Here is a 14,500-nt window from a genome sequence, read left to right on the forward strand (position 1 = left end):
AATAAATTGCCCCTGTGATTGAAATTATCACAGGGGCAATTTTATTGACAGGAAGATACTACAAAGTTACTTCATACATAAACGTTTCGCTTAAAACACTATTGGTGCTATCGGTAGGTATCCAAAAAATAGGAGTCGTACCACCATTACCCGTTGTAGCTTGATGATCAATTGTTGCTTTAAAATCCATAGAATCACCAGGAGTTATGGTTACACTTTCAGTTATAATAGCAGGTGTATAACAGACAGAATCTGATCCTCCCTGTGTACAAATTGCAACCTGCCAAGCAGCAGGATTTGATGTTTCATTGGTTCTAGCCCATTGCACATCCAAAGGAATTGTGTTATCATTAATGATCCAAAGGTGATAATCGGTAGCAGGGGCATTCATTCGAACACTTTGAGAAGTAAAACCCTGTGGGACAATTCTAAAATAAGAATTAAGTGTTGTCAACGTATAAGAAAATACCTTTGAGGTAAGAGAAGGATCCGCAGCATCATAAAAATTAAGCGTCCCACTCCCCGTTCCTAAAGTTCCATTTGGCGTTACCATTAGAACAACTTCTTTAGACGTATTCGCAGGAATCGTTAAGGTACCTGTAGCAGCAGCACTGCCATTTACATCATAGGTCCAACCTGTTACAGCTTGGGTTTCTGCACGATCCCACTGGATTGTCGCCTCTTGATCTGTCGCATTTTTAACAATGACTCTTATGTGCTTGTCATTCGTAACTAAACCAAACTCTGTAGTGGAAGTTCTAGATAGCTCAACTGTCACTGTATTTTTTACTTCACAAGCAGAAAACAAAAGAACAGTCAGCATTAGTAACATTAATATACTTTTCATAATATTTATTTTAGGAGATGATTATTCTTTTATAAAAAAAGCTACTTAAAGGATTGTCCCTTAAGTAGCTTTTTTTTCAAAACATTTCTAAATGACTATAACGTTACTTCGTGAGTAAGCTCTTGGCTAAGTACGCTATTAACGCTATCCGCTGCTACCCAAAAAATAGGAGTCGTACCACCATTTCCTGTAGTCAATTGGTGATCAATTGTTGCTTTAAAGTCTACAGAATCACCAGGACTAACGGTCATACTTTCATTCATAATTGCAGGAGTATAACAAGTTGCATCTGTACAAATAGCAATTTGCCAAGTACTTGGATTCGTTGCTTCATTGGTTCTAGCCCAATTTACATCTACAGGAACAGTATTGTCATTGACTACCCAAATGTGATAATCGGTAGCAGGATCATTGCTACGAACGCTTTGAGAAGTAAAACCCTGTGGAGCAATTCTAAAATAAGAACTCAACGTTGTCAAAGTATAAGTAAAAGTCTTCATTGTAAGCGCTTGGTTAGCTGAGTCATAAAACTTAAGTGTCCCAATTCCCACACCTACAGTACCATTAGGTGTCACGATTAAAGTAACATCTTTAGATGAATTAGCAGGAATTGTCAATGTACCCGAAGCAGCAGTACTACCATTTACATCATAAGTCCAACCTGTTACGGCTTGAGTTTCTGCACGCTCCCACTGAATTGTTGCTTCTTGATCTGTTGTATTGCTAACTGTGATCATCATATGTTTGTCATTCGCAGCTAAGCCCATTTCTGTAGCAGTTGTTTTAGATAAGTTAACTGTTACAGGATCAACAGTAACATCATCAGGTTTACAAGCCGAAAACAAGATAGCTACAAGCGTCAAAGCTACAAGTACATTTTTCATAGAATTCTAATTTTATACTGAAAAAAATAAATTTTTATTTAAGATAAAGATATGAATAAATTACCATATATCCATATTATTTAACAACTTACTTACAAGTTTAAGCTAATTTGTTCATTTTTGCAAGGAAAAAACTTGACCGTAAGAACTTTAACAAAAAAAGAGAATGACAATTTCTGCCATCCCCTTCTTATATTAAAGTATACAATCGGTATTATTTTTCTACTACAAAACGCTCTGTTTTGATTCCTTTTGAAGAAGTAATATTCAAGAAATAAACACCAGCAGATAAATTACTTGTATTTACAGAAATCGTATTAGCTCCAACAAAGTTTTCAGTAGCAACATGCTGTACTTGTTGCCCTAAAGCATTGTGAATAGCAATGGTTAAATCATCTGCTTCTTCCAAAGAAAATTCAACATTCATGATGTCTCTTACTGGGTTAGGCATGATTGCCAATGCAGCAACAGATTCGATCGCAGTAACTGAAGACAAAACATCAAAGTTAATGTTATCAATATAAAGATGATTAGCAGAAGTACCTTTAGAAAATGCAAATTTAACCGCTACAGAACTTTGATTAGCATAAGCAGTCAAGTCAATATTAGCAATAGCCCAATCACTAGTATTTGGTGCAGGATAAAAAGAACCAGTACTAATAGGCGCACCTGTTGCTAGAGCAGTACCAGAGCGAGCCCATACAGAAGTCCAGTTTGCACCACAATCTGTAGAAATAAAAATTTCTAAAGCACCATCACCAGAACCTGCATTAAACAAGGCATGAGCATAGTCAAATGATAAACCAGGAGCAGCATTATTGGTTAAGTCAATGTTATCAAACACAACAGCACCTGAAGCATTATTCCAATCTCCAAACCCAAATCCTGCACGGATACAATTACTTACATCAATAGAAGAAGAGTTCTCTCCAAATACACCAAAGCGACCTTCTGGTAAGTTGTCTGGGTTTTCGAAGATAGCACCTGCCAATGTTTGGCTATATTGAAATGTTCCAGAAGGCAAGTTAGCATTTTGGAAATCTTCTGTTAGTGTTGTAGCAGTAGGAGCAGCTGTCAAAGCAGCTACAGTACCTTCTAGTCCATTGTTATTAGAAGATAACAAATCTGGATCTGTACCATTTAGCGTAACAATACTATAAACAATATCATTACTACCAGCAGGAAGTGCAACAGCAGGGAATGTTACTGCTGTAGATTGCCCATTTGCAAGTGATAAACCAGACATTGTAACAGGAACAGCAGCACCACCATTTACAGTATATTGAGCTTCAATAGAAGTAATGGTATTAGCCGTTCTATTTTCTGCGGTGAAAGAAGGAGTCCATGCTGTACCATTTGCACAATAATCAGCAGAACCAAAAGCACCAGCAGAAGTAGCTACATCGTGTGCATTGGGTGGCATCTGAATTGTCATGTTAGCTTCAGCACCAGTAACAACAGCACCTGTAGAAGCTCCCTCGGTTACATAAACAGCAACTTTTAAATCTTCCATGTTTACAGTGATATTATTAATATCAGCAGGGAAGGTATGTGTATATTGATTTGTATACAAAGAGGTAGCCGTCAAAGTAGTAATATCATCTCCAGCATTCGGTGTTAAATTGTGACGTACCATGTGTTGATGGTTGTAATCACCATTAGGAAGAATAGCAGATGGATTTCCAGAAGCTCCTGATTGAGGTCCAGGAATGTTATCTTGAGTAACAATTGCATGGAACTTGTTGCTTGTTCCAGTACCAGCAGCTGTGTAATATGCCTCTACATCTACTGTAAGAACTCTAGAGCCTAAATCAATTGTACCAGCTCCTCCAACATTGGCAGGAGATGCTTGCCCCATTACAGTACCAGCATTAGCAGCCCAGTCCCCTCTAGAGTGCATTACACCTGATCCAAAGTCTGTACGATTTACAGCACCTGTAGGATAACCTGTTACATTAAAAAGACCACCCACATAATCACCCCAAGCAGTTCTATAATTGGGAGTACCAGCAGCATAACCACCTGTATGGATATTCAACAAAACAATACGGCCAGGGTTGGCATCATAGAGTTGCTTGGCTCTTCTGTGACCATCTGGGCAATAGCCACATGTTTTACCTGTCAATTCCTCCAATATGACATTTTTATTAGTAGGAGTCGTTCCGACTATCGTTTGAGCACTGACTATTCCAGCGCTGAAGAGACAGCAGGCGAAAAGGAATAATGATTTCATAATTTTGGTTTGTTTTTGTTATAAAATAGCGATTTAAGTAAAATAAGTTTTAATATCATTTTAAGAACTAAGAAGTCCTTTATTTTATTTCTTATACCAATTAGAGAGTTCTAATAAAGACCAATGCATTTCAAAAATATTGGTTATTATCTTTTAGGGTATGGGTAAAAAAAAGGATGAAAGTATAACTTCCATCCTTTTTTTATGAAGTTTATTTTCAATTGGATTTATTTTTCTACTACAAATCGTTGAGTAGAAGTACCTTTTGAAGAAGTAATGTTCAAGAAGTAAACACCAGATGCTAAGTTATTTGTATTAACATCAATCATATTTGTTCCTTCGTAAGAATCGTTAGAAACTTGTTGTACTTGTTGTCCAAGAGCATTCATAATGCTAATGTTTAAGTCACTCAACTCAGCAACTGTAAACTCTAATGTCATGTTGCTATGTACAGGATTAGGAGTGATTTTGATTGCGTCAGCACTTTTTCCTAAAGCAACAACACCTACTACATGATCAAATACAAATTTATCTCCACCTGCACTAGTAAAGCTACCACCAGTAGATAAAACAGTACTTCCAGCAGTCAATGTAAAGCTACCGTTACCATATTGGCAGCAAATACCATCACCATAAGCATCAGTTACTTCTAGTTTGTAGCAGTGACCGTCTACGATTGTACCTTGGTCTGTATAAGTTTGACCACCACTTACATCAGGGTACCCTCCACCAGACATAACAGTAGCACCAGTTGTTTCATCAATCAACGCCCAGTCTGTTTCAGAACCATAGTTATCTGTAGTAATTGAAAAATCAACCGTAGTAGTACCAGCACTTACAGAAGAAGCGGTAGCAACAGTCAAACCATTAGAAGTATTTGTATTTGGATTTGCACTACCATTCAACATAGTGATAGACAAGTCAACAGTACTTGTAGCGCCATTAGGTGACAAACCTGGAATAGCTGGAATAGTTACCGTCTCGTACTGTGCAGTTTGCAAAGGATTTGTAAAAGTATGTTGGTAAGTACCTGGAGTACCTCCATTTACAACATATTGGAAAGTAACTGTACTTAATGCAGTACTACCTGTGTTGGTAATTTTCATATTTGCATCAACAGAAGTACCACAAACAGATCCCAAAGAAGCATCTAGCGTACCAGCAGCATTAGAAGCTCCTAGAGCTGTAGCTGTAGTAAATGTCAAAGCAGCTTCTGAACCTGTGATAATAGCACCAGTAGAAGCACCTTCAGATACATAAACAGCAACTTTTAAATCTCCTAAATTTACTGCGATATTGTTGATATCAGCAGGGAACGTATGCGTATATTGATTCGTATAAAGCGATGTAGCAGTCAATGTAGTAATATCATCTCCAGCATTCGGTGACAAATTGTGACGCACCATGTGTTGGTGGTTATAATCACCGTTAGGAAGGATAGCAGAAGGGTTTCCAGCAGCTCCAGATTGAGGACCAGGGATATTATCTTGGGTAACAATCGCATGGAATTTATTGCTAGTTCCAGTACCTGCTGCCGTATAATAAGCTTCTACATCTAGTGTTAATGAGCGATTATCTAAATCGATGGTACCGCTTCCACCTACATTTACAGCTGATGCTTCAGCCATAACAGTAGCGGCGTTAGTAGCCCAAACTCCTCTACTTGTCATAACACTAGTGTTACTTGGATTAGATTGTGTTGGATTAGGCATTACTCGACGATTCACAGCACCTGTAGGATAACCAGTTACGTTAAAAAGACCACCTACATAATCACCCCACCCTGTTCTATAGTTTGGAGTACCAGCAGCATAACTACCTGTGTGAATATTCAACAAAACAATACGACCAGGGTTCGCATCATAAAGTTGCTGAGCTCTTTTGTGACCATCTGGACAGTAACCACAAGTTTTGCCTGTTAATTCTTCTAAAATTACATTTTTGTTTGTAGCAGCCGTACCAACAATGTTCTGTGCACTGACTGTAGATGCACCTGTTGCTAAAGCAAGAAGGGTAAATAAACTTTTAAGTTTCATAAGACTTGATTTTATGTTAAGTTAAACGTTTTTTACATGAAAATATTAATGAATGTACATAAGTTGTTATCTCAAAGTTAAAAAAGTAATTTTAAAAAACAATCTTATAACTGTAATTTTTTTGCGCAAATACAACTTTTGACAAAACAAAATTCTGATTTTTAGAAAAGTGTTCCAAAATTGATTGAAACTTTAGTGTGCTATTCTTTTTTGAAAAAAATACAGCAATACCATATCTATACTGAACTTTTAGCTATTATTAAGTGTTCAGTTCTAATAGGTTATTTATTTATTAAATTTTGCTTTTTAACTTAAAATAATAAAAAAGTAGCATAAAAACTGTAAATTTACACGATATTTGTTTATATTAAATAGTATTCCCTTCTCTATCCAACATAATTTAATGAATGTAATACTGTAAGAAGTACTTTAGCAAAAAACTATGCCTATGTATAAAACTATACTCACATCTATTTTTCTTTTATTTGCTGTTGTTTTGATGCAAGGTCAAAGTACATTTCGTACTTCAACATCGTATGCCACCAAACAAGGACAAATTAATAAAGAGGTTTCGCCTACTATTATTTTACGAAATCTAACCTCTAAGACAATAGAATTACGCTGGGAAATAAAGAAGGTAAATTTATCAGAAGGATGGCAAGCTATTGTTTGCGATCACCAATGTTATACTTCTTTGGTAAATAGCAAAACATTTACCTTAGAACCGAATGAAGTGCTCCACGACTTTAAAGTTTCTTTTCGTCCAAATGGAAAAGAGGGAATGGGCAACTTAGAGCTTGTGATTTATGACGTTAATCGCAAAAAAGAAACAGAACAAACAATTACTTTTAGTGGTGCTGCTCAAAGTACGCATACTTCAACACATAGTTTTTCTAAGGAAATAGCAGTACCTAAGGTCTTTCCTAATCCAGCTATTGAGTTTATTCACCTAAAAGATGATTACAATCAAGTAAAATTGATAGAAATTTATAATGTAGTAGGACGAAAAATGCAAAAGTTTTCGGTTAACTATGCTGGTGAGAAATACGACATTAGTCGCTTACCAAGAGGCATTTACATGGTTAGAATGTATAATTCTAATGGGAACAACATCCGTACTCAGCGTATTAGTAAGTACAACCCTTAAATAGGGGGTAGAACTACTAAAAAAGGACCGCTTTGAACCAAGATTCAAAGCGGTCTTTTTTTTATCTTAAAAGCAGTTGTTAAGACTCCTCTATATTCTTTCTCAAGAAATCAAGTACATCATCATAGTTAATCTTACCTTGTGCAATTTCTTGGATAAGCCCTTCCAATATCCCTACAACGGTATAATTAGACGTTTTGGGAATCAATTGATCTCGATGAATGGCAACATAAAGTTTATCTTTCAACTTACAATCATTCAAAAACAAAAAATAATTCATTGTTTTTAATGCTGTTCGTTTGTTCCCATCATTAAAGATATGATTACTTGTAATTTTAAATAAAAACAGTGCTGCTACATGAGCAATAGAAGGATATTGCGCTTCTCCAAAAACAACATTATTTTCAACGATGTCCAATAGATAATTTAAAGCATCCTCATTTTTTAAATTTTTAGGCTTAGAAAAAGAGCCACCATACCGAGTAATGATGGCTTGATTCATGCTTATAATTTCTTCTTTCTTGACAAAGTTCATAACTAAGAAAGCACTTTGTATACTTCATCATATTTTTCAAAATCGTCCTTCATAAAATTTTGAAATTGTTTCTGTCGTTTTTCTTCTGCTAAAGCCTTTACCTTAACCTCATAAATACCTTTTATTGTTCTATTTCCAAAAGCAAGTATGGTATCTAACACATGATTATCCAATCTCCTCCAATATGGGTTATCCTCTTGATCTTTTATTATATCTTCTTCAAGTAATGAAACACAAGCCGCTAAACAAAGTGTCAAGTACTGATAAGCATTAATTACATTGCCTCTCTTATCTACTGCTTGGTCTACTCCAAAAAGCAAATCTGCTCCATTTACATAAATAGAAGTATAAATAATACCAAGGAACTCCGCTAAATCGTTTTGAGCAATTTCAGCCAATTCCTTTTTTATAAGATTAAAGTCCTTTTTCTGAACCACTAAGTATTTTTTCTCTTCGTCCATCAACAAATTATACCTTCTTCTCCTGGCATGAAATCCCAATAATCGGTTTAATAAGGTTTCCAAAAGAAGAAAAAACACCTTAGCATTAACTCCCTTTATTTGTTCAATAAATGATTTTTCTGTGATATAATTAAAGGCGAGTAATAGTGCAAAAGTAGAATCCTCTTTGAGGTTTCGTGTCTTACCTTTAGCCAATAGGCGCACTTCTATATCTCTGAAATAGGAAAAATCAATTGTTGAGATTAATATATTATAACTCATATCAACTAAGCTGCTCCCATCTAGCAACATAATCTCTTCTAACCTTTTGATAAGGTCTTGATTATTTTTTCTTACTTTCATTGATTAGCCTATTATCTTTCATTTTAATATTGGACGCTTTATTGTTGTAACGTTTTTTTAGCCGTTATGATTCACATTTTGCCATTTATTCTTAAGAATACTAATGAGCTTCCAACCAATTGGCTCCCGTATCCATTCCAACTAAGATAGGAACCTGAAGATTTTCCAATGCATTCTTCATATTTTCATTAATTAGATCCTTTACCTGTTCCAATTCATTGGTAGGCACATCAAAGATCAACTCATCATGCACCTGTGAAGTAATTTTAGTTTTTAGCCCCTTATCTTGGATTGCCTTGTATATTTTTATCATGGCCAATTTAATCATATCTGCGGCAGATCCTTGGATAGGCGTATTAATGGCATTTCGTTCAGCATGAGAACGCACCATAGAGTTCTGCGATTTTAAATCTCTTAAATAACGGCGCCTTCCCTTTAGAGTAGTAACATAACCGTTGGCACGAGCTTCCTCTACAACCGTCTCCATGTATTTTTTCAGCCCTTGATACTCATTAAAATATTGATCGATCAATGCTTTTGCTTCTGCTCGTTTAATGCCCAAGTTTTTAGATAAATTCGTAGCTCCTGCACCATAAATAATACTAAAGTTTACAGTTTTTGCATTATAGCGCTGTTCTTTGGTCACTTCGTCCAAACGAACACCATAAATTTTGGCAGCGGTCGCCTTATGAATATCCAAGCCATCTTGAAATGCTTGGATCATAGCTTCATCACCACTTATTTGAGCCACCAATCGCAACTCTATTTGAGAATAATCGGCTGCTAATAAGATATGTCCAGTATCTTTTGGAATAAAAGCTTTGCGCACCTCTCTCCCTCGCTCTGAGCGGATAGGAATATTTTGCAGATTAGGATTCTGAGAACTCAAACGTCCTGTTGCTGTTAAGGCTTGATTAAAAGAACTATGGATACGCCCTGTTTTTTTACTGACTAATTTAGGCAAAGCATCTACATAAGTAGACTTTAACTTAGCCATAGAGCGGTAGGTCAACAAATCTGCTACCACTTCATGATTTTGAGCTAACTCCGAGAGTTTTTCTTCATTCGTTGAAAATTGCCCTGTTTTTGTCTTTTTCCAACGATAAGGAATTTCCATTTTATTAAACAACACCTCTCCTACCTGCTTAGGAGAATCCAAGTTGAACGTGTTTAGCCCAGCAGCATCAAAAATTTTCTTTTTGATTGCACTAATGTCCTGTTCTAAAACTTTAGAATACTCTTCTAAAAATGGCACATCCAAATTTACCCCATTGTATTCGATTTCAACCAGTACATCAATTAAAGGTTCTTCTATTTCATTGTACAAGTTGAGCAAATCACCTTCCAGTAATTTATCCAATTCAATTTTTATTTGCAAAGTAATATCAGCATCTTCTCCAGCATATTCTTTGATTTTTTCGGGAGCGACATCCCGCATAGTTAACTGATTCTTGCCTTTTTTTCCAATCAGTGTTTCGATAGAAACGGGCGAATAGTTAAGATACGTTTCTGCTAGATAATTGAGATTATGGCGATTCTGTGGTTCTAATACATAATGCATTAACATTGTATCCCAATACTTTCCTTTGACCTCAATTCCATACCATTTTAACATCAAAATATCATACTTGATATTTTGTCCTATCTTAGCAATAGTAGGATTTTCAAACAATTCTTTAAACTCTTGAAGAACAGCCTTAGCTTCCTCTTGATTAACAGGAATAGGGACATAATAAGCTTCATGTGGTCGAATGGAAAAAGCAATTCCTACCAACTCAGCTTCACTAACATTCAAGCCTGTTGTTTCTGTATCAAAACAAAAAGCGGCTTCTTTTTCTAGTTTTTTAATTAAATTTGATCGTTGTTCTGCTGTTTGTACCAAGTGGTACTCATGTGCTACATTATCTATACTTTTATCTGCGATACTCTCCGTTTTTGTACTTATTTTTGCAGACGACTCTTTAGTAGTTATTACATTTCCAAAAAGATCGGTTTGCACTCCCGAATTATCTACAGCCGATGCTCCTAAAATTCGTTTGATTAACGTTCTAAACTCTAATTCTGAAAATACTTTTTTTAGAGCATCTCGATTAAAGGGTTCTACTTTATAAGTATCAGCATCAAACTGTATCGGGCAATCTAATGCAATAGTTGCCAATTTTTTAGACAACAAAGCATCTTCTCTACCAGCCTCCACTTTTTCTTTTTGTTTTCCCTTAAGTTGCTCTGTATTTGCCAGAATACCTTCAATGCTATCAAATTGATCCAATAATTTCACAGCCGTTTTAGCTCCTATCCCCTTTATTCCTGGAATATTATCAACAGCATCTCCTTGTAGTCCCAATACATCAATAACTTGATCTACTCGTTTGATTTGCCACTTCTCTAGCACCTCTTCTACCCCCATGATACTCACTCCATTTCCCATTCTAGCAGGCTTATACAAAAATACTTTATCAGAAACCAATTGTGCATAGTCCTTATCTGGCGTCATCATATACACATCGAACCCCTCTTTTTCAGCCTGTTTCGCCAACGTTCCAATCACATCATCCGCTTCATATCCTTCGCAAAAAGCAACAGGAATATTAAAAGCTTCTATAATTTCTTTAATATAAGGAATGGCCAATGTAATATCTTCTGGTTGCTTCTCTCGATTGGCTTTGTATTCTACATACATATCGTGTCGAAACGTAGGCGTCGGCAAATCAAAAACGACTGCAATATGGCTTGGTTTTTCCTTTTTAAGTACATCCCACAGTGTATTGGTAAACCCCGTTATTGCAGAGACATTCAAGCCTTTAGAATTGATCAATGGTCGTTTGATAAATGCAAAATGAGCTCGGTATATTAATGCAAAAGCATCCAGCAAGAATAATTTTTTCATAAGTGTCTTGGCAATTTTTTGCCTTATTTAGTAAGTACTTTAAATTATGCAGAAAAGAAGAATAGCGTACTATTTTTTTATCGCCCTAGAATTGAAAAGTCTAAAAAATCTCCTAATTACAATCCTATTAAAGCAGACAAAGCTACAAAAAAAGCACAGGAAATAAGTAGATAACAAAAGAAAAAACAAAAGATCACAAACGCTACCTAACCATATTTATTAACACCTGATAATCATCGTATTTAGCCCTTCCTTTTTTCATTTCTAACAAATCTAAAAATTCTGCCGAATCCATTGTTCGTTCCTGCATCAACTCCTCTAATTCGTCAACTGTCGTTTCTGTACGCACTTCTATCTCTCCGTTTTTGATTTGTTGCATTCGCCACTGGTAGGTTTTCTCTATCCTTGTCCAGATCATTTGATGAATTTCTTTATAATCAACATCAGGAGCAACTGTTTCTGCGCTGTCAAAAGCAAGGTTATTTCTAGCAATTATTTTCCCTGACTCAATAATAAAATAAGCTGTATGTGCCCAACTTTCATGCTGTTCCAATAATTTAGAATAGATGACCAACTGTAAGTCCTCCCCATTCTTAAATTGCTGTTTACGATAAGTAGCGCCCCCCCATTTGAGGTCTACAATTGCTTTTTCAATAATCAATTCATTTCCTTTTTTTCTTTGGCGTTGCAATACTAAATCAACAATTCCTTTTAGCTCCTGTCCCGCTACTTTGCCCACAATAGGAAGTTCAGTATCTACAATCGTCCAGCCATTTTCTTGAATAGCCAATACCAATGCCCAAGCTGCTTGTTTTATTTTATTAACCAATCCAATTCGCTCAGCCTCTTGCCCATACATTAACAAAACAGCACCTTCTCGCTCAAATAAATCAGAAACATTAGCACTCACCCAATCTACAACTTCTTTTTTTGACCAGACTTTAGAAGAATCCTTTATCGCATTAAACAACTGCTCAAACACACTATGCGCTATATTCCCCTTTAACACTCGATCCTTTACAACACTTAACATAGAGGACTTTTTAAACTTAACTTGATATCGAAAAACCCATTGATAAGGATAATAGAGCAAGCTATCCAAACTTGAAAAAGATTCCGTCTCAACCTGCTGGATATTTTTATCCTGCGCAACCGCTAAATAAGGTCTAGGTTTATTTAACACATTAGGCATAAGACGGATAAAAGTAGGCAAGGCATAAGATTTAGCCAAGAAATCTATATTTTCTTGCGTATCTAAGTTCACAATAATCCGTTTTAATGCTTTGTCCCCTAATGCAGCATTCAAATCTCCCCAAAGGGGATGCGGCAACTGTTCCTTTCCTTCTATATATTGAGGCATCACCAAAACCAGTCGTTTTTGAGCCCTCAAAACCGCTTGCATTCGTTGCCAAAGCATCCTTGCATTTTCCTCTACAGGAGTTTCTACAACAACCGTTTGAAGCATCAAATACGCTTGTTCTTTTTTATACCATCGAGCAAACCCCGTTTCTCGTTCTACATCTACAAAATTCCACCAAAAGACCTCCTCTGTAGGTCGTACAATAGCACTTCCTTTATGCACATAAGGCAAATGCCCCAATTCTGTCGATCTAAAACGAATCGCAGCAGGTTCATTTATGGTACGCACCAAACGTTCTAATCGAAGATTTGAGAGCTGAGTATCTTGGTCAGGGAGCGCTTCCAAAACCTGAACTATGTTATTGGATTGCACTCTCAGTCCTTCTAAAGCAGGAAGTCCATTTTGTAAATCTTCTTTGTAATGTTCAATTTCTTGAATTTTTTGATGGGGTGTACTGGGATTATCCAGTCGTTTTTGAAGATTTTCAATTTGTTTTTTATGCTCATCCTCCTCTTTTCTTGCCCAAATAGAAACATAACGGTACAGCTCTATGACCTCTGATTTGGGAACTGATTTAGCAGTATCATAACGCCTTCTATTGAACCAAAACCTATATTCTTCTTGCGCTTCTTCCCTTTCCTTTTCTAAGGCTTCTTTTTCCGTAGGTGTTTCGGCTATTTTTTCATCGTAATAATCAAAGAATTGCCGTACCATCGCATTCCAAGCACCGCTAAAAAGCCCTGGTTTTTGAGCCATAATTTTAGCAATTCCTCGTGCTAAAGCTGGGTGAATTGGCGTATTGGGCAAAGAAACAAATTCTAATATTTTATAAGGATTAATAGGCTTCCACAAAAAAGCACTGACCAATTTCAAAATTTGCAACGTTGGTCGAGCGATCGAAGCAGAAAGGATGCCCAAACTAGGCAAGCCCTCCTCTATAAGCGTATTGTCTAATGCTCGGTTTTTATCTGGAATTAAACAAACAGGGCGATACGTTTTATTCTCAAGAAAAAGTTTAGCCCAGTACTCTGCTGCATAAGTTTCTCGTTTCGCTTGAACAATCAATAAAGAACCATCTGCTTTTACTTGATGTCGATTGTAAGGCTCTTTTAATAAAGCTTTTTGGAAATTTTGCAAATCACCTTCAGCAGGAGCAATTGGCTGCTTTGTTTGTACTAAAGAAATTTCCATCTCCTCCAACGTAGCAAATAATTCTTGCAAATAGGGAGGCAATAACTCCAATGGTTCATTCAAGTAAATCGTCTTAATTGGCAGAGGCAGCAAACGAACAAAATGCAGAACACGGCGAAAACGTTCTGCAAAACCATCAAATAATCCAGTTGGTTCCCCAGCTTTTACCAATGCTTCTACTTCTGCCAACGTTCGCAGTCGAGTAGGCATACCCTCTTCCAATTCAAAATCCCAACCTCCCATCAATAACTCATCCCTTCTATTTAATAAGGCAATTGCTGTTGCCATCTGATCCGCCTTAAAAGAAGCAGCATAAAAAGCAACATTATTTTTGCTACTCAGATGTACCAATAAAATTTGTCGATATTGCTCAAATCTTAAATAGTCGTGTCGCTCTGGATAACTAATTCCTAAATGCTTTTCTAGATACGTCATCAAGCCATTTACCCCACAAGCCAAACCAACCTCCTCTGGAACAGTGATGTATTCAGGGAATGTCCGCTCTTCTATTTCTAATCCAAATTGTATAACCATAGCTCTTGATTTCCTTCTCTTAATACAAATAATCTTGAAGATA

9 protein-coding genes are annotated in these 14,500 nt (G+C 36.3%); 1 reads left to right on the forward strand and 8 read right to left on the reverse strand.

Features of this window, described 5'->3' with window-relative positions; genetic code table 11:
* Nucleotides 1-58: 58 nt before the first annotated feature.
* The 4 genes from AsAng_RS21390 to AsAng_RS21405 all read right to left on the reverse strand — a co-directional run bounded on the left by AsAng_RS21390 (nucleotide 59) and on the right by AsAng_RS21405 (nucleotide 6,000).
* Nucleotides 59-847, reverse strand: coding sequence for a hypothetical protein (locus AsAng_RS21390; protein ID WP_264789135.1), 789 nt, complete (start codon nucleotides 845-847; stop codon nucleotides 59-61).
* A gap of 95 nt (nucleotides 848-942) precedes the next feature.
* The gene (locus tag AsAng_RS21395) at nucleotides 943-1,731 is read right to left on the reverse strand and encodes a hypothetical protein (RefSeq protein ID WP_264789136.1); all 789 of its coding nucleotides are present in this window, start codon (nucleotides 1,729-1,731) and stop codon (nucleotides 943-945) included.
* 214 nt (nucleotides 1,732-1,945) lie between these two features.
* Nucleotides 1,946-3,964, reverse strand: coding sequence for a T9SS type A sorting domain-containing protein (locus tag AsAng_RS21400; protein ID WP_264789137.1), 2,019 nt, complete (start codon nucleotides 3,962-3,964; stop codon nucleotides 1,946-1,948).
* A 227-nt stretch (nucleotides 3,965-4,191) separates the two neighbouring features.
* Nucleotides 4,192-6,000 (reverse strand): T9SS type A sorting domain-containing protein, encoded by a 1,809-nt coding sequence (locus tag AsAng_RS21405; RefSeq protein ID WP_264789138.1) that lies wholly within the window; start codon nucleotides 5,998-6,000, stop codon nucleotides 4,192-4,194.
* Between the two features lie 448 nt (nucleotides 6,001-6,448).
* Here AsAng_RS21405 and AsAng_RS21410 point away from each other — a divergent pair, with 448 nt between their 5' ends.
* Complete coding sequence (locus AsAng_RS21410) at nucleotides 6,449-7,147, forward strand: T9SS type A sorting domain-containing protein (protein ID WP_264789139.1); 699 nt, start codon at nucleotides 6,449-6,451, stop codon at nucleotides 7,145-7,147.
* Nucleotides 7,148-7,226: 79 nt separating this feature from the next.
* Here AsAng_RS21410 and AsAng_RS21415 read toward each other — a convergent pair whose 3' ends face one another.
* From AsAng_RS21415 to AsAng_RS21430, 4 genes are all read right to left on the reverse strand, one after another.
* Nucleotides 7,227-7,682, reverse strand: a complete 456-nt coding sequence (locus AsAng_RS21415) for a type II toxin-antitoxin system death-on-curing family toxin (protein ID WP_264789140.1) — start codon at nucleotides 7,680-7,682, stop codon at nucleotides 7,227-7,229.
* Nucleotides 7,683-7,684: 2 nt separating this feature from the next.
* Complete coding sequence (locus AsAng_RS21420) at nucleotides 7,685-8,485, reverse strand: hypothetical protein (RefSeq protein ID WP_264789141.1); 801 nt, start codon at nucleotides 8,483-8,485, stop codon at nucleotides 7,685-7,687.
* 100 nt (nucleotides 8,486-8,585) lie between these two features.
* Nucleotides 8,586-11,372, reverse strand: coding sequence for a DNA polymerase I (gene polA, locus AsAng_RS21425; RefSeq protein ID WP_264789142.1), 2,787 nt, complete (start codon nucleotides 11,370-11,372; stop codon nucleotides 8,586-8,588).
* Between the two features lie 202 nt (nucleotides 11,373-11,574).
* Nucleotides 11,575-14,457, reverse strand: coding sequence for a PD-(D/E)XK nuclease family protein (locus AsAng_RS21430; RefSeq protein WP_264789143.1), 2,883 nt, complete (start codon nucleotides 14,455-14,457; stop codon nucleotides 11,575-11,577).
* Nucleotides 14,458-14,500 lie beyond the last annotated feature (43 nt).

Origin of the sequence: Aureispira anguillae (assembly GCF_026000115.1) — a bacterium.
Classification (GTDB): domain Bacteria; phylum Bacteroidota; class Bacteroidia; order Chitinophagales; family Saprospiraceae; genus Aureispira; species Aureispira anguillae.

What these genes read in the sequence shown, in the direction of transcription:
- AsAng_RS21405 (WP_264789138.1), bottom strand. Translation starts at nt 6,000, where the DNA reads ATGAAACTTAAAAGTTTATTTACCCTTCTTGCTTTAGCAACAGGTGCA.
- AsAng_RS21410 (WP_264789139.1), top strand. Translation starts at nt 6,449, where the DNA reads ATGTATAAAACTATACTCACATCTATTTTTCTTTTATTTGCTGTTGTT.
- AsAng_RS21420 (WP_264789141.1), bottom strand. Translation starts at nt 8,485, where the DNA reads ATGAAAGTAAGAAAAAATAATCAAGACCTTATCAAAAGGTTAGAAGAG.
- AsAng_RS21430 (WP_264789143.1), bottom strand. Translation starts at nt 14,457, where the DNA reads ATGGTTATACAATTTGGATTAGAAATAGAAGAGCGGACATTCCCTGAA.
- AsAng_RS21390 (WP_264789135.1), bottom strand. Translation starts at nt 847, where the DNA reads ATGAAAAGTATATTAATGTTACTAATGCTGACTGTTCTTTTGTTTTCT.
- polA (WP_264789142.1), bottom strand. Translation starts at nt 11,372, where the DNA reads ATGAAAAAATTATTCTTGCTGGATGCTTTTGCATTAATATACCGAGCT.
- AsAng_RS21400 (WP_264789137.1), bottom strand. Translation starts at nt 3,964, where the DNA reads ATGAAATCATTATTCCTTTTCGCCTGCTGTCTCTTCAGCGCTGGAATA.
- AsAng_RS21395 (WP_264789136.1), bottom strand. Translation starts at nt 1,731, where the DNA reads ATGAAAAATGTACTTGTAGCTTTGACGCTTGTAGCTATCTTGTTTTCG.
- AsAng_RS21415 (WP_264789140.1), bottom strand. Translation starts at nt 7,682, where the DNA reads ATGAACTTTGTCAAGAAAGAAGAAATTATAAGCATGAATCAAGCCATC.